Source organism: Xanthomonas sp. NCPPB 3218 (assembly GCF_056725185.1).
The window spans coordinates 3,964,678-3,980,995 of sequence record NZ_CM161516.1; the positions used below are offsets into that span (position 1 = coordinate 3,964,678).

Sequence of the window (16,318 nt, forward strand, 5' to 3'; positions counted from 1 at the left end):
ATTTGCAAATCCCGCTCAGCCCAGCCGCTCTTGCGATTCCCCAATCCCGATTCCCGATTCCCCAATCCCGAGCCCCCAAATGTCCGAAGCAAAACGCCTGGCCGCCGAAAAAGCGATCGATTACGTGGAAGACGGCATGATCGTCGGGGTCGGTACCGGTTCGACGGTGGCCTACTTCATCGATGCCTTGGGCCGCATCAGCCACCGCATCAAGGGGGCGGTGTCCAGCTCCGAGCAGAGCAGCGCGCAGCTCAGGCGCCATGGCATCGAGGTGCTGGATCTCAACCACACCGGCAATCTGTCGCTGTACGTGGATGGTGCCGACGAGTGCGACCCGAATCGTTGCCTGATCAAGGGCGGCGGCGCAGCGTTGACGCGCGAGAAGATCATTGCCGAAGCCAGCGAGCGCTTCATCTGCATCGTCGACCCGAGCAAGCAGGTGCCGGTGCTGGGCAAGTTCCCGCTGCCGGTGGAAGTGATTCCGATGGCGCGCAGCCTGGTGGCCCGCCAGATCCTGGCGCTCACCGGCGGTCAGCCGGTATGGCGCGATGGCGTGGTCACCGACAACGGCAACGTGGTGCTGGACGTGCACAACCTGCAGATCACCGACCCGGTGGCGCTGGAGCGCAGCCTGAACCAGATTCCCGGCGTGGTCTGCGTGGGCCTGTTCGCGCGTCGCCCGGCCGATGTGGTGATTGTCGGTGGCGAGCCGCCGCGGGTGATCTGAGCGATCGCGTGCAAGCACGCGCATACGCAGTTGCGGCCCGCGTTGCGAAGCGACAGCGGGCCGGACTCCCGTTACCTGCGATGACGGTACGCCGCACCACAGCGGCTTGACGCACGCGGCCGCTTGGCAGATGGTGCGGCATCCCCGCCCACTGGTATGCCGCATGCGCCGTCTTTGCTTCCTCCCCCTTGCGTTGTTGATCCTGCTCAGCGGCTGCACCAGCAGCGGCGGCAGCTGGGTGGAACTGGCCGGCACGCGCTACCAGGTGGAGCTGGCGCAGAACGATGCCGACCGCGCCAAAGGCCTGATGTTTCGCGATGCCATGGCGGACGATCACGGCATGCTGTTCGTCCACGACCGCCAGGAACCGCTGGCGTACTGGATGAAGAACACCAAGATCGCGCTGGATATCCTGTATTTCGACAATGAGCGCCGGCTGGTGTCGCAACAGCGCGACGTGCCGCCGTGTTCGGGCGGCGACGCCTGCCCGCCCTACCCCAGCAAGCGCCCGGCCCGTTACGTGCTGGAACTCAATGCCGGCCAGGCCGCCAGGCTCAACCTGCAGGACGGCGCCAGCCTGACCCTGAGCCCGGATATCCCAAAGCTCAAGTGAATCTCACGCGACAGGCCCTTCCTGTCAGGAAGTACCGGACTTGAACCACGCGCCGCTTGCCGACACTCTTGGCAGCATGGTCGACATGCTCCCACTTCCCCATTGGACCGCGCTCGCCAGCCTGGACGACGACGCAGTGCCGTTGATGTCCACCGCGCTGCTGATCGCGCGCGACGAGTATCCGCAGCTGGACGCCGAGCTGTACGACACGCTGGTGCAAAGCCACGTCGAGCATCTGCGCCGCGAGGTGGAGGCGATCGACCTGTGGCCGCTGAAGATGGCCGCGGTCAATCGCTACCTGTTCGACGAGCTGGGCTATTCGGGCAATCACGACGAGTACTACGACCCGCGCAACAGCTACCTCAACCAGGTCTTCGAACGCCGCCTGGGCAACCCGATCTCGCTGGCGATGGTGCAGATCGAAGTGGCGCGCCGGCTGGGCATTCCGCTGGCGGGCGTGTCGTTTCCCGGGCATTTCCTGGTGCGTTTGCCGGTGGACGACGGCGTGCTGGTCATGGACCCGTTCAACGGCGGCCGCCCGTTGGGCGTGGACGAGCTGCGCGAGCGCGCGCGTCCGCACCTGGGTGGCGAGATCCCCGACGACCGCGCCCTGGCGCAGATCCTCGACCCCGCACCGCATCGCGCGATCCTGATCCGCATCCTGCGCAATCTGCACGGCGTCTACGCCGATGCCGAGCACTGGGACCGCGCCGCGCGCAGTGCCGACCGCATCCTGAAGCTGGTGCCGGACCAGCCCGAGGCGCTACGCGATCGCGGCATGGCCTATCTGCACCTGGGCCACCGCAACGGCGCACGTCACGATCTGTCGCGTTATCTGCAGCTCAATCCCAGTGCGCAGGACGCGGCCAATCTGCACGAACATCTGGTCGAACTGAACAGTCAGCGCGCGCGCGCGCACTGAAAACACAGCCTGCAAGGCCCTCGCCAGCACCGTGCGAACGTGTGCCGGCGATGTTGTGGCGCGAAAAACGCAGCGACCCAACTGAGCCGCCAAGGCACTAGAGCGGCGAATAAAACGTAGCGAGCGGTCGTCAGGTGGGTGCGGACGGCGCGCTCAGAGCCGGAGTGTACGAGTGGTACATGCCGATCCCGCGCACCGCAGCGCCCGCCTGACGGCGGCGCAGTAGTTTTGTTAGCCGCTCTCAGTCGATCTCGACCATCTCGAAGTCGTCCTTGGTCACGCCGCAATCCGGGCAGGTCCAGGTGTCGGGAACGTCCTGCCAGGCGGTGCCCGGGGCGATGCCCTCTTCGGGGATGCCGTCGGCCTCGTGGTAGAGAAACCCGCAGACGACGCACATCCAGGTGCGGTAGGTGGTCGTGGATGTCTCGCTCATCGGATAATCGCGGTCACGCAACGGTGGGGCTGCATTGTCCCATCCCACCCACCGCTTCCGGAAGCGCTGCCATGTCCGACCTGCACAACGCCCGCGGCGTCTACCTCATCACGCCCGACGAACCCGACACCGCACGCCTGATCGCGCGCACCTTGCCGCTGCTGCCCGCTGTCACCTGGCTGCAGTACCGCAACAAGCAGGCCACTGCGGCGCTGCGCCTGGAACAGGCCAGCGCGCTGCGCGAGGCGTGCGCTGCGCACGATGTGCCGTTGATCATCAACGACGATGCGCAGCTGGCACGACAGGTGGGCGCGCAAGGCGTGCACCTGGGCGAAGACGATGGCGAGGCGGCCGCGGCGCGTGCGCTGTTGGGCGAACAGGCCATCATCGGGGTGTCGTGCTACGACGAGATTGCGCGCGCGCGCGCAGCGGTCGCGGCCGGCGCCAGCTATGTGGCCTTCGGCGCGTTCTTCCCGACCACCACCAAGGTGACGACACGTCGCGCCACGCCGGCGTTGCTGCAGCAAGCCGCAGCGCTGGGAGTGCCGCGCGTGGCGATCGGTGGCATCGCGGCTGCGCAGGTGCCCGGCTTGGTGGCTGCAGGTGCCGAGTTGATTGCAGTGGTCAGCGGCGTGTACGCCGCGCCGGACTCGCTCGCGGCAGTGCAGGCATATCGGGCCGGGTTTGCACGCTAGCGTGGCTGGCAGACGACAGACGTTACCCGCGACACGCGCAAGCGAAGACACAAGAGACCGAGACTAGAGTCGAAGCGTCGTTTATTGGATGCAATCAAAAGCTCGGTGGGTCGAGCGCGCAGTGCCCTCACCGCTCGCGGGACACGCCGTGAATCCGTCCGTGGAGGCTCCTTGGCGGCATCCATGCCGCCAAGGGTCCCGCAATCGGCAAGGACACCGCACCGGGAAATTTGCCGGCTATTTTCTTGAGAGCTTGTTGCGCGGCTTACAGTGGCAGATGAGGCGCTTGCAGGTCGCGTGTTGAAAGCTTGTCCACTGATCGGCTTGCGATAGGGAGGTGGCGGGAAGCTGGCTGACGCATAGTGATTCGACCAGCGCACGCCATGCCCTGCTTGCAACCACGCACACCGACCATCCCGACAGGTCCTTGCCCGCCCACCATCGCGGGACCTTACGCGGCATGGATGCCGCGTAAGAGCTACACGGACGTACTTGCGGCGTGTCCCGCGATGGTGGGCGGGCAAGGACCCCGCAGCAAACTCACAGCGTAAAGGGCGCGGCGAAGACACCCACCAGAAAGTCAGTCGGTTGCTTTATCCAAAACCATGCACACCCACTATCTCGACGGGTCCTTGCCAGCTCACCGTCGCGGGACCTTACGCGGCATGGATGCCGCGTAAGAGCCTACACGGACGTACTTGCGGCGTGTCCTGCGAGGGTGGGCGGGCAAGGACCCCGCAGCAAACTCACAGCGTAGAGGGCGCGGCGAGGACACCCAGCAGAAAGTCAGTCGGTTGCTTTATCCAAAACCATGCACACCCACTATCTCGACGGGTCCTTGCCCGCTCACCGTCGCGGGACCTTACGCGGCATGGATACCGCGTAAGAGCCTACAGGGACGTACTTGCGGCGTGTCCTGCGGTGGTGGGCGGGCAAGGGGCCCGCAGCCAAACTGCAGATCAACCGCTTTACGACTGATCTATGCGCGCGACCAATCCTCCATCAGCGCATACGAATGGCGACGTGACGTACAGACAACAAGGCAGCGACGCGTGCCATCACGCGTCGCTGCCGGGACCGACCTTCTCGCCTGGCGCGATTAGAAGTCGTAGCTCAATGTCACCCGGCCCGAGCGCGGTGCCTGGTAGGCCACCACCTGATCCCAGAGCGGATTGGTGGTGTTGTCGGGCAACTGCGAGAACGGGTAGATGTTGGTTGCGGTCTGCTCGTTGGTGATGTTGAACACGTCAAAGCGCAGTGCCAGTTTGCCGGCGGCAAATGCCGGCTTGTAGGTCACGCCCATGTCGAGTTGCGCGATCCAGCCCAGCCGCCCCTGCGAGCCAGGAGGCGACGCCACGCCGGTGCCGGTCTCCGGGTTGTAGCAGTAGTGGTAAGGGCCGCCGGTGATCGCGCTGCCACCGTAGCCGGCCGGGTCGGTGCCGGTGTAGTTGTCGCCGTAGTAGTTGCCCAGGCAATTGTGCGGCGCGCCCGAGATCAGGCTGAAGTTGGCCGACGCACCCCATTGCGGAGTGAACTGGTAGAAACCGAACAGCTTGAGCTGATGACGGTGATCGTTGGATTGATCGCCGTTGAAGTGTTCCATCAGCGCCGCGTGGTCCCAGCTCTGCGTGGTGGAAACCGAGGCCTGGCCCTGGTAGCTGCCCAAAGCGCCGCCGGTGCGCCACAGGTCAGAACGCACCTGGCCTTCGGTGGTGCCGTAGCTATGCGACCAGACATAGTTGACCTTGGCGTACCACTTGCCGTCGAACGGGCGCTCCAGATTGAATTCGACCGCCGAGTAATTGCGCTTGAACTTCGGGAAGCCCGCCGCCTCGCGGCTCACCGACACTTCATGGAACTGGCCATCGGTACCGATCACGCCCCAGGTGTTGGTCTGGCCCGGATTGATCAGCGATGCACCGGCAACCTGCGAGAAGTCGATGGTGACACCCTGGGCGGCCGCAGCGGCGATCAACGCCGTATTGGAAACGTCGTAGTTCTGATCGTCGATCCCCGCATTGAGGCGGCGATGCGTGCCGCGCACGCCCAGCACCCAGCCGGTGTCCAGCTGCTTGGTGAAACCGAGGATGACCTCGTCCTGGTTCTCGCCTTCGATGTCCTTGACCACCGCGGTGCGCACGTCGGCGATGCGTCCGAAACGCGAGTTGGCCGACACCGCCGACCCCAGCTGCTGTGCCAGGATCGGCGTGCCATCGGCGTTGATGCCGCTGTAGGTGAAGTAGGTATCGGTGGTGGTGGCCGGGGTGAACAGGCTCACTGCCGACAACGGCAGGCCGAGGTAATAACGGCCCACGTTGCCGAACACCTTCAGGCTGGAATCGCCGTTGACGTCCCAGCTGAAACCCAGCCGCGGCGCCCAGGCATTATCCACTTCGATGTAGGGGTCGCCGAACGGGGTGTAGTTGGTGAACTCGTCCTTGCGCAGGCCGATGCTCAGCAGCAGGTTGTCGGTGACCTGCCATTTGTCTTCGATGTAATAGGCGCGTTGCTTGGCCTCGTAGGAATACAGGCTGGTGTTGATGTTGCGGACCACGTAATAGCCGCTGGACCCGTTGACCGGATCGACCAGGCCCGGGCTAGGTGCGCCGATGCCGCCGGCTTCGTTGGCCGACTGGCTGACCAGCCCGCCCGTCCGCAGGCCATTGGGATCGTTGGTCTGGCCATAGGTCCATGCAAAGCCCGGGCCGGACAGCACCGAGCCCACATCGATACCCTCGGACTTCTGGTTATCGATCCCGAAGTTGAGCGTGTGGTGGCCGATGCGCCATTCCAGATTCAGGCGTTGATTGTCTTTCTTGTATTCGCGATCCGGTGAACTGACCGAGGTGACCAGCTGATTGCCGATGCGCGGTGTGCCGCCGGTGTAGGCCGGATTCTGCAGCGCGGCACTGTTGATGACCGGCCCGCCGGCCGCGTTGTAGTTGAAGGGCGTCAGCTCATCGGGCGTTTTCATCTTGCCGTACAGCGCGGTCACGGTGAGGTTGTCGCTGAGGTAGCCGGTGTACTTGCCGGTGAACAGGGTCGGGCCGGTCTTCCAGGTGGACTCGTCGGTGAAATAGCTGCCACGCTGGCGATTGACGTAGTCGTAGCGGTAGATCGACCCGTTGGTCTCTGCCTCGTCGCTGGCGCCGGTCACCTCGATCAGGTGATTGTCGGTGATGTTCCAGTCCACCTTGGCGTACCAGCGCTTCTGCTTGTAGTCGTAATCGGTGAGACCGCCGGTGCGGCCGTTGTCGGTGTCGCGATTGGTGCCGACGCGTACGCCGTCCGAATCCACCTGTTCGGCAGCCAGGAAGAAGAACAGCTTGTCCTGGATGATCGGCCCGCCGACATAGGCGCTGTAGGTGGTCTGGTTGGCTTCGGCCTCGCTCGCCGGCTGATACAGGCCATTGGCAGAGCGCGCGTAGCGGTAGGCGGCGTTGTTGATCGTGCTGCCCTGGCTGTCCGGGCGCCAGTAGATGTCGCGCTGGTTGGCCTTGAGGCCGTTCGGCTCCCAGATCACCGCCGCGCCAAACTTCCACTCGTTGGTGCCACGCTTGCCGATCTGGTTGATCACGCCGCCATTGGCGCGGCCGTACTGCGCGCCGTAGCCGCCGGTGAAGATTTCCTGCTGGTCGATGGCACCGTACGGCAGGGTCAGGCCGCCCAGGTTGTTGCTGATGGTGGTGGTGTTGAAGCCGTTGAGGTAATAGGCGTTTTCGCTGGCGGCCGAGCCGCCGAAGCTGGGCAGCGAGCCACCGAGCGGGCCATTGTCGAAACCGCCGCTGTTGACCACCACGCCCGGTGCGAGCAGCGCGATTGCCTCGGCGGTGCGGCCCAGCGGCAGCTGCTGCAGCTGCTCGGCGGTGACCACGGTGCGGGTGTCCACGCTGCTGACGTCGATGGTGGTCAGGCCTGCGGCGGTGACGGTCACGCTGTCCAGGGTCTGCATGCCGCTGCCCGACGCGGCAGCGAACGAGACGTCGGTGTTGGCGCCGACGGTGATCGCGACGTTCTCGCGCGTCTCCACCACCGCGCCGTCGCGCTTGACGGTGACCTTGTAGGTGCCCAGCGGCAGGTTGCCGGCGGTGTAACGGCCGCGCGCATCCACCGGTACTTCGCGGCTGAACCCGCTGTTGTTTTCCACCAGCACGCTGGTGCCGCTGCTCTGCCCCACGCTGCCGACGATGCTGCCGCTGGTGGACTGCGCGTGGACGCTCCCCATGGCCATGACCAGCGCCAACGCCAAGGCACGCTTCTGGATACTACGGTTCATGCTGTCTCCCCCAAGTCTGGAACTGTCGGCAACGCGACAAAAATGAACGGCGCCAATGGCTACCGGAATCACACTCTCTGAACATCGGCCGCGGGAGGCCAATGACCGCGGGTCATCTGCTCATGCCAAACCGTCGATACCGTCCCGTTCGATCATAGGCAGCCGGGTTGCCCTACCCGCGCGCTCCGACGGGTAGGCAGGCACCTGGTGGGTAGGCGGACGGGGGCCGCAAGCCTGACAATGGCGAGTGCGCTGCCCGCAGTCGGGCCGCGCCGCCCCCACTCGGTACCACTCAAGGATCTGCGCGCATGAACCACACCCGCTCCCACGCCCTGTTCGCCCAGGCGCAGACGCTGCTGCCCGGCGGCGTCAACTCACCGGTGCGTGCATTCAAGTCGGTCGGCGGCGAGCCGTTCTTCGTGGCGCGCGCCGATGGCCCGTATCTGTACGACGTGGACGACAACCGCTACATCGACTACGTGGGCTCGTGGGGGCCGATGATTGCCGGCCACAATCACCCGGCAGTACGCGAAGCGGTGGAGCGCGCGATCCGCGACGGCCTGTCGTTCGGTGCGCCGTGTGCGGCCGAAGTCACCATGGCCGAGACGATCCACCGGCTGGTGCCGTCCTGCGAGATGGTGCGCATGGTCAATTCGGGTACCGAAGCCACGCTGTCGGCGGTGCGCCTGGCGCGCGGCGCCACCGGGCGCAACCGCATCGTCAAGTTCGAAGGCTGCTATCACGGCCATGGCGACTCGTTCCTGGTCAAGGCCGGCAGCGGCATGCTGACCCTGGGTGTGCCGACCTCGCCGGGCGTGCCGTCCGGCCTCAGCGAGTTGACCGCTACCCTCAGCTTCAACGACTTCGAAGGCGCCACCGCCCTGTTCGACGAGATCGGCGCCGACGTGGCGGCAGTGATCATCGAACCGGTGGTCGGCAACGCCAACTGCATTCCGCCGCAGGCCGGCTACCTGCAGCATCTGCGCACGCTGTGCACCCGGCATGGCGCACTGCTGATCTTCGACGAGGTGATGACCGGTTTCCGCGTCGCGCTCGGTGGCGCGCAGGCGCATTACGGGGTCACGCCGGACCTGAGCACCTTCGGCAAGATCATCGGCGGCGGCATGCCGGTGGGTGCGTACGGCGGCCGGCGCGACTTGATGGAGCAGATCGCTCCGGCCGGCCCGATCTACCAGGCCGGCACCTTGTCGGGTAACCCGGTGGCGATGGCGGCCGGTCTGGCGATGCTGGAACTGGTGCAGGAGCCGGGCTTCCACGCCCGCCTGAGCGAGGCCACCAGCGTATTGTGCGAAGGACTGGAAGATGCCGCGCGCGCGGCCGGCATTGCCGTCACCACCAATCAGGTCGGCGGCATGTTCGGATTGTTCTTCACCGACGAGATCGTGGAGAGCTACGCGCAGGCCACTGCCTGCGACATCACCACCTTCAACCGTTTCTTCCATGCGATGCTGCAGCGGGGCGTGTATCTGGCGCCGTCGGCGTACGAGGCCGGCTTCATGTCCAGCGCGCACGACGCGGCAGTGATCGAGGCCACACTGGCCGCCGCGCGCGAGGCGTTTGCGGAAGTGGCGCACTGAGGCGTCTTCGGACGTCGTCTTGTCTGCGAGCTGGCACGGACACGCTGACCTTGTGTGGCGTTGAAAGCCAGGCGTGATCGCGTGCCTCGCGATGCTCACCGATGGCGCTGGCCGCAAGGCTCGCGCCATCGGCGATGGCTGATGTGTATCTCGACTCCGCGCCGACGCTGAACAGGCGCGGCGCCGGCGTCGTGTCCGGGCCCATGGCGTCCGGATGGACTCGGCTGTTGCCTGGCGCTTGCGCGCGCCCTGCGCCATCGCTTGCGCCATTCAGGCGGCGGCGCAACGACAAGCTTTGCTTTTGTCTTGTGGCTGTCATACCTTTCTGAAAGGTGTCCACGGATGGGCATGGGTGGGGACCCTCGAAGCAGCCGATATGACGTTGTCGCCGGTCACGGTGACGCGATCTGCATCGCCGCTGTTTCATCACGATCTGCAGCGTGTCGAGCCGGCGCGCTGCCGACGCTTGCCAGGGCCGCCCTCGCCTCATGCTCAAGCCTGTTGCGTTGCTCACACCGCGCCCCTCACCGTCGCGCGATTCCGCCCTTCCCGATTGGCTGCTTGCCAGCAAGCTGGAGCCGCCGCTGCCGCGTACCGGTGCGGTGGTGCGCGGCGCGTTGCTGGCGGCGCTGGATCAGGCCCAGGCCCGGCCACTCACCCTGCTGCTGGCACCGCCGGGATTCGGCAAGACCACGCTGCTGGCGCAGTGGCATGCGCAGCTGCGCGCACGCGAGCACGCGGCCGTGGCCTGGCTGTCGCTGGACGAAGAGGACGCCGATGCCGCGCGCTTCCTTGGCCATCTGGCGTTGGCGATCCAGCACGCAGGTGCCGATCCGGCGCTGTGCGCCGCAGTGCTGCACAACCGCGACCAGGATCCGCGCGAGGCGGTGACGGTGCTGATCCGCGCGCTGCGCGCGGCGCCACGGCGCATCAGCGTGATTCTCGACGATTACGACCGGCTCGGCAGCGGCATCGTCGACGAGCTGGTACTGCGCCTGGTCGAACACGGCGGCGGACGCCTGCACCTGCTGCTGGCCACCCGGCGCGTGCCGGCACTGCCGCTGGCGCGGCTGGACCTGCAGGCGCAGCTCAGCCGTCTCGGCAGTGCGCAACTGGCGCTGGATGAACACGAGGCGCAGGCACTGCTGGGGCCCCAGGTCCCGGCGCCGGTGGTGGACGAATTGCTGCGCTACACCGAAGGCTGGCCGGTGGCGCTGCATCTGGCGCGCCTGTGGCTGGAGGGCGGCGCGCAGCGTCAACAGGAGGTGGCCGCGCGTTTCTCCGGCCGCAGTGCACAGATTGCCGCGTACCTGGCCGAACAGGTGGTCAACGATCTGGATGCCGACACGCGCGACCTGCTGTTGCGAACCAGTCCATTGGAGCGCGTCAACGCAGCGCTGGCCGATGCAGTGCGCCAGCGCGACGACAGCGGCCGGCTGCTGGCGCGGCTGGAACATTTCCACGGCCTGCTGGTGCCCATGGATGGCGAGCGCGAATGGTTCCGCTATCACCCCTTGTTTGCCGACTTCCTGCAGCAACTGCTCGATCGCGAACATCCCGGCCAGGCCACGCACCTGCATCAACGGGCCGCACGCTGGTTTGGCGAGCACCAGCATCTGGCCGAAGCGGTGCGGCACGCATCGCGTGCCGAGTGCGGCGACCTGGCCGCCAGCTACATCGCGCGCGCCGGCACCTGGCAACTGGTGCTGACCCACGGCACGCACGAGGTGCGCGCACTGCTCCGGCATTTCGAACACCGCACCATCCGCGACACCCCGGCGCTGAATCTCACCCAGGCGCATCTGCACGCAAGGCTCGGCGAGTTCAGCCATGCGCGCCTGCTGCTGGAACGCTTCCGCGACTTTCCAGCGGCGCTGCGTGAGCCCTTGCAGCGCGACTACACGGTGGTGGTGGCGCTGTTGCGCGATCGCCTCGACGAGATCTGCGGCAATCCACATGGCCTGACCCAGATCGCCGCGCAGGCATCCGCGCTGGACGAAGACGATCATCTGGGCCGCGGCATGCTGCTGTGCATCTGCGCCACCACCGCCATTGCGCAGGGCGCCTTTGCATTGGCCGAACGCTACGCCCTGAACGCACGCGACGCGATGCAGCGCGGTGGCAGCGAACCGGGCGCAAGCCAGGCGCTGCTGGCGTTGGGCCAGAGCTTTTTCTACCGCGGGCAACTCGGCGACGCCGAAGCCTGTTACCGGCAGGCCCTGAACTGGTGCGCACGCACCCCGCAACTGGATCGCGTGCTGGAGGCCGCCGGCCAGTGCCTGCTCGCGCAACTGCATTACGAACGCGGCCACCACGACGATGCGGCCGACCTGCTGCATCCGGCGCTGGAACTGCTGGAACAGCACGACGGTGGCATGGACGTGCTGGCTTCCGCCTACGACACCGCGCTGGGACTGGAGCGTGTGCGCGACCACAGCGGGCGCAGTGCATTGGCGCTGCTCGAACACGTCGAACAGATCGCCCACGGGCGCAAGCTGACGCGCCTGTCCGAGCTGGCGGCAGCGTGGCGCTTGATGCTGTTGCTGGAACATCCGGGTAATGCCGCCATCGATGTGGTGATCGCCCGTACCGGCGGCGAATCCGGCCTGGCGCATACGCTGCGCTCGCCCCACCGCTGGCGCGATCGCGCGGCGATGGGCTTTGCGCTGGCACGCTGGCACCGGCTGGCCGGACGCAGCAGCGCCGCGCTGACCATCCTGGGCCAGATCGAACAGGCCTGCCTGGCCAATGACAATCTGTGCCACCTCGCGCGCACCCGCGCACGCATCGCCCTGGTGCTGCAGCAGCGTGGCGAACTGGCCGCGGCGCTGCCGCATCTGTACAGCGCGCTCGATCATGTGGCGCTGACGCAAAGCTGGCAGGCGATCGTCGAACTCGGACTGCCGGCCAAGGCAATGCTGCGCTCGCTGCGTCAACACGACCCGCAGACCGTCGGCGGCACCACCCGCGCACTCACCATCCAGGCCCTGCTCGAACGCCTCAGCGGCGACGAGGACCCGGCCGGCGACATCTTCAGCGAGCGCGAGCTGGAAGTGCTCGCGCAGCTGGCACGTGGGTATTCCAACAAGCAGATCGCACGCTGTCTGCACCTGTCGGAAAACACGGTCAAGTTCCACTTGAAGAACCTCTATCGCAAGCTCGATGCACGCAGCCGCGAAAGCGCGTTGGCGCAGGCCTTGCAACGCGGGTTGTTGCGCGCAGCGGCCCCGCCCGGCAGTGCGGAGACGTCGCCAGGCTGACCGCCAGCGCCGGGGCTGGCTTCCGCCGATAAAAATACATCATGTATGATGTATTTTTATCGGGAGCTCACAGCATGGCTGCTCGTATCCTTGTCACGGGCGCCAGCGTTGCCGGCACCACCACGGCCTGGTGGCTTGCCAGGTATGGCCGCGATGTTGAAGTCGTGGAGCGCGCGCCGGCGTTCCGCGACGGCGGACAGAACGTGGACGTGCGCGGCACCGCGCGAGACGTGCTGCGCCGGATGGGCCTGGAGGCGTTGCTGCTCGAACGCAGCACCCGGGAGCGCGGCACCGATTGGGTCACCGAAGACAATCACGTGGTCGGCCGCTTCGAAGCGGCGCACTCCGACACCGACGGCGGCCCGACCGCGGAGATGGAAATCCGTCGCGGCGATATCGCCCGGATCGTCTACGAGGCCGCAGCAGCGCAAGGAGTGCGCTTCCGCTTCGGTGACAGCATCGAACACATTGAGCAGCGCGACGGTGGCGTCCAGGTCACCTTTGCTGGCGGCCACCAGGAAACCTATGCACTTGTGGTGATCGCCGAGGGCGTCGGCTCGCACACCAGGGAGCTGGTTTTCCCTGAAGAAAATCGGCCGCGCTGGATGGACCTGACGATTGCCTACTTCAGCATTCCGCAGATCGCCAGTGACGGCGTCTATGCGCGGCAATACAACACGCTGGGTGGTCGGGGAGCGGTGGTGAAACCTGCACGCGACGGCAAGTTGGGAGTCTATCTCGGCATCCAGAAGCGACCCGGTCACGAGAACAGCTGGAGCGTGGCGCAACAGCGCGCCTTCATTCGTGCGCAGTTCTCTGCGCTGGGCTGGGAGTTTCCACGCATCCTGGATGCGATGACGGACGTCGACGACTTCTACTTCGATGTGCTGCGCCAGGTACGCATGGACCGCTGGTCCAACGGTCGGGTGGTCCTGACCGGCGATGCGGCATGGTGCCCGACCGCACTGTCCGGCATCGGCACCACGCTTGCGATCGTGGGTGCCTACGTCCTTGCCGGGGAGCTTGCCAGGTCGGACACGCCGGCAACCGCCTTCGCTCACTACGAACGCATCATGCGCCCCTTCGTCAAACAGGGGCAGAACATTCCCAAGCTGGTTCCGCGCCTGCTGTGGCCGCACACCCGCTTCGGCCTGGCCGTGCTGCGCAACGCCATCCGCCTGGCCAGCCGGCCCGCACTCAGGTCGTTCATCAACAACCATTTTGCACGGGACGCCAATGCCATCGCCTTGCCAAGCTACGAGTAGATCAACCGATTGACCGGGAAAGCCCGTTAAAAACGCAGACTACATCGCGTTCGGCGAAAGACGCTGATGCGCCAACGCCGGAACCAGAAGCAGCGTCCACGACGCTGGTTGGCGCTGCCGTCCGCTCCGCTCACGATTGCCCTGGAGCACGCGGCGTGACCGCGTGCCAGCTCCCTCACACTTCACTCCTGCCGCGGCCACGCACACCTGCGGCACGTGACAGCTCAACCAAAACTCAGCGTGCCCTTCATCATCGCCCAGTGGCCGGGGAACGAGCAGAAGAAGGTGTAATCGCCGCCCTTGCTCAACTTGCTGGTGGGAAAGCTCACCGTGGTGCTGTCGCCGCCGCCGATCACCTTGGTGTGGGCGATCACGCGCGCGTCGGCCTTGGGCAGATAGCTGTCGGCAATGGTGGAGCGTATGCCGGCATTGGCCACTGCCTGGAAGTCGGCGGACTTGGTCAGCACCCAGTTGTGCCCCATCACCGTGGCGGCCATCTTGCCGGAGTGCTTGAGCGTGAGGTCCACCTGCGTGCAGTCGGGTGCCAGCTTGATCGCGCTCTGGTCGAACTTCATCTGATCGTTGCCGGTGATGGTGACGGCGCAGGTACGCGCCCATGCCGAAGGCGCCAGCAGCACCAGACCAAGCACGGCAAATGTCGAAAACACTTTCAAGGGAACACTCCTGCGTTAAGGGATGCGCGACGCCCAGCGCGCCTGGCCACACCAGCGCGTTCGCATGCGCCGGTGGTGCCAGAGTAACGCCTCATGCGTAACGGAAAAAAGCATCCATCGGATCATGCACAGCGGCCGTAGCGTCCGGCAGCGGCAACGGGCCGCGCTTGCCGGCGATCACCTGCACGAAGGCCTGCTTGAAGCGTGCCATCTCCGCGTCGGTTCCGACGGTGATGCGCGACCAGGTCGGCCATACTGGCCAGCTGCGTCCGATGAACACGCCATGGGTGGCCATGTCGTCCTTGAAGCCGGCGGCCGGGCGCTTCACATCGACCATGAAGCAGTTACTCTCCGAGGCGGTGCAGGCGTAGCCCTGTTTGGCGAGAAACTCCATCACGTCCTTGCGTGTGGCCGCGGTGCGCGCGCGTCGCTGCGGCACCAGTGCGGGATCGCGCAGGCTGGCCAGGCCTGCGGCGGCGGCGGTCACTGGCAGGCTGTTGACGCTGTAGAACATCAGCTTGGCCAGCAGGTCCGGGCGCGCGGCCGCATAGCCGAGGCGAATGCCGGCCATGCCGTAGAGCTTGGAGAAGGTGCGCAACACCACCACGTCCTCGCCCGCGGCGACCATGTCGACCACGCTGCTGGTGCTCTGCGCAAAGTGGATATAGGCCTCGTCCACCACCAGCACGCTGCCCTTGGGCTTGTGCGCCAATGCGTAGTCCAGATCCTTACGTGCGGTGACCGAGCCGGTGGGATTGTTGGGATTGCAGATGTAGATCACGCCGGGGCTGGCGTCGGCGGCGCACATCGCCTGCACATCGTGCGAAAAGTCCTTGCGCAACGGTACCTTGATCAGGTTTGCGCCATTGCGGGTGGCGGCGCGCCAACCGGATTCGTAGGTGGGATCGGCAGTGACCAGCGCGGCGCTGGGCGAGGTGAACGCCAGCATCGTGTAGTCCAGCGGCTCGGTGGAGCCGGCGTAGGCCATCAGGTGATCGACCGGCAGCTTGAGCTCGGCGGCCAGGGTATCCATCAGTTCCCTCTGCACATCGCGCAGGTAGCGTCCGCCTTGCGGTGCGATCTGTGCGATGGCCTTGACCGCGGCCGCCGACGGGCCATCGGGAAACTCGTTGGAGCCGATCATCACCGGCGACAGCGCACTGGCCGGTGTCGGCGCGACGGCGGCGGAACGTTCGGCGGCGCTGGCCAGCAGCGGCAGCGCACTCGCACCGGCAGCGCCGGCAAACAGCGCGGAATCGCGCAGAAACATGCGGCGCGAAAGAGCAGTTTTCATGACAACCTCCAGCAGGACGGCACGACGGTTTCAGGGACGAACGGCGACCACTTCGATTTCCACCCGATACAGCGGGTTGCCGAGCGCGGCGATCTGGAAGGCCGAGCGTGCCGGCAGGTTGGGCTGCTCCTTGGTGCCGAAGAACTGGCGGTAACCCTCCATGAATCCGTTGAAATCCATCTTGCCGCCCATGGCCGGATCGCCGACCAGAAACACCTGCATCTTCACCACATCGCCCATCCCCAGGCCGAGCGCTGCGAGTTGCTGCTTGATCTGGTTCAACACGCTCACCGTCTGCGCCTTGGTGTCGCCATAGGCGGCAGCCGAATCCTTGGGCGCACTGGCATCCACCACCGCCGGCACCTTGCCGCTGACATAGACAGTGGCCTTGCCGGCAGGAATTTCCACGGCGGCAGCGATGGGGAAATCGCTGTTGGGAATCTTGTGGCGGATCACCTCGGCGGCGTGCGCAGCGGTGAGACCCGCAGACCACAACAGGGCGGCAGTGAGGACGGCTGTCACTGGACGGGACATGGCAACTCCTTGCATGAGAGAAAAGGG

12 protein-coding genes and 1 other RNA gene are annotated in these 16,318 nt (G+C 65.9%); 7 read left to right on the plus strand and 6 right to left on the minus strand.

Annotation, left to right across the window (positions count from 1 at the left end; translation table 11 throughout):
- Nucleotides 1–79 precede the first annotated feature (79 nt).
- The 3 genes from rpiA (at nt 80) to AC1PLS_RS16460 (ending at nt 2,262) form a co-directional block, all read left to right on the plus strand.
- A complete protein-coding gene (gene rpiA, locus AC1PLS_RS16450; RefSeq protein WP_016903557.1) occupies nt 80–727 on the plus strand; it encodes a ribose-5-phosphate isomerase RpiA in 648 nt (215 codons plus the stop codon).
- A 163-nt stretch (nt 728–890) separates the two neighbouring features.
- Nucleotides 891–1,340: a DUF192 domain-containing protein gene (locus AC1PLS_RS16455; RefSeq protein WP_102251357.1), complete on the plus strand. Its 450-nt coding sequence runs from the start codon at nt 891–893 to the stop codon at nt 1,338–1,340.
- Between the two features lie 40 nt (nt 1,341–1,380).
- Entirely contained in the window at nt 1,381–2,262 is an 882-nt protein-coding gene (locus tag AC1PLS_RS16460; protein ID WP_046344164.1) for a SirB1 family protein, read from the plus strand.
- 104 nt (nt 2,263–2,366) lie between these two features.
- Here the strand turns inward: AC1PLS_RS16460 and AC1PLS_RS16465 are convergent.
- Together AC1PLS_RS16465 and AC1PLS_RS16470 are read right to left on the minus strand one after the other, a co-directional pair.
- Nucleotides 2,367–2,443, minus strand: a non-coding RNA gene (locus AC1PLS_RS16465) — sX9 sRNA.
- A gap of 60 nt (nt 2,444–2,503) precedes the next feature.
- Complete coding sequence (locus tag AC1PLS_RS16470) at nt 2,504–2,743, minus strand: rubredoxin (RefSeq protein ID WP_024938106.1); 240 nt, start codon at nt 2,741–2,743, stop codon at nt 2,504–2,506.
- A 23-nt stretch (nt 2,744–2,766) separates the two neighbouring features.
- Here AC1PLS_RS16470 and thiE point away from each other — a divergent pair, with 23 nt between their 5' ends.
- The gene (gene thiE / locus AC1PLS_RS16475; RefSeq protein ID WP_126966761.1) at nt 2,767–3,390 is read left to right on the plus strand and encodes a thiamine phosphate synthase; all 624 of its coding nucleotides are present in this window, start codon (nt 2,767–2,769) and stop codon (nt 3,388–3,390) included.
- A 1,099-nt stretch (nt 3,391–4,489) separates the two neighbouring features.
- Here the strand turns inward: thiE and AC1PLS_RS16480 are convergent.
- Nucleotides 4,490–7,666, minus strand: coding sequence for a TonB-dependent receptor (locus tag AC1PLS_RS16480; RefSeq protein ID WP_160955201.1), 3,177 nt, complete (start codon nt 7,664–7,666; stop codon nt 4,490–4,492).
- A 308-nt stretch (nt 7,667–7,974) separates the two neighbouring features.
- Here AC1PLS_RS16480 and hemL point away from each other — a divergent pair, with 308 nt between their 5' ends.
- The 3 genes from hemL to AC1PLS_RS16495 all read left to right on the plus strand — a co-directional run bounded on the left by hemL (nt 7,975) and on the right by AC1PLS_RS16495 (nt 13,789).
- Nucleotides 7,975–9,264 carry a glutamate-1-semialdehyde 2,1-aminomutase gene (gene hemL, locus AC1PLS_RS16485; protein ID WP_024938103.1) on the plus strand — a complete coding sequence of 430 codons (1,290 nt, stop codon included), beginning with the start codon at nt 7,975–7,977 and terminating at the stop codon, nt 9,262–9,264.
- Between the two features lie 488 nt (nt 9,265–9,752).
- Nucleotides 9,753–12,524, plus strand: coding sequence for a winged helix-turn-helix domain-containing protein (locus AC1PLS_RS16490; protein ID WP_481103860.1), 2,772 nt, complete (start codon nt 9,753–9,755; stop codon nt 12,522–12,524).
- Nucleotides 12,525–12,598: 74 nt separating this feature from the next.
- Nucleotides 12,599–13,789 (plus strand): FAD-dependent monooxygenase, encoded by a 1,191-nt coding sequence (locus AC1PLS_RS16495; protein WP_481104507.1) that lies wholly within the window; start codon nt 12,599–12,601, stop codon nt 13,787–13,789.
- A gap of 224 nt (nt 13,790–14,013) precedes the next feature.
- On the opposite strand, the gene azu is transcribed toward AC1PLS_RS16495, so the two are convergent.
- The 3 genes from azu to AC1PLS_RS16510 all read right to left on the minus strand — a co-directional run bounded on the left by azu (nt 14,014) and on the right by AC1PLS_RS16510 (nt 16,291).
- Complete coding sequence (gene azu / locus AC1PLS_RS16500; RefSeq protein ID WP_016903022.1) at nt 14,014–14,463, minus strand: azurin; 450 nt, start codon at nt 14,461–14,463, stop codon at nt 14,014–14,016.
- A 91-nt stretch (nt 14,464–14,554) separates the two neighbouring features.
- The gene (locus AC1PLS_RS16505) at nt 14,555–15,757 is read right to left on the minus strand and encodes a pyridoxal phosphate-dependent aminotransferase (RefSeq protein ID WP_104568018.1); all 1,203 of its coding nucleotides are present in this window, start codon (nt 15,755–15,757) and stop codon (nt 14,555–14,557) included.
- Nucleotides 15,758–15,787: 30 nt separating this feature from the next.
- Nucleotides 15,788–16,291, minus strand: coding sequence for a RidA family protein (locus AC1PLS_RS16510; protein ID WP_039519172.1), 504 nt, complete (start codon nt 16,289–16,291; stop codon nt 15,788–15,790).
- Nucleotides 16,292–16,318 lie beyond the last annotated feature (27 nt).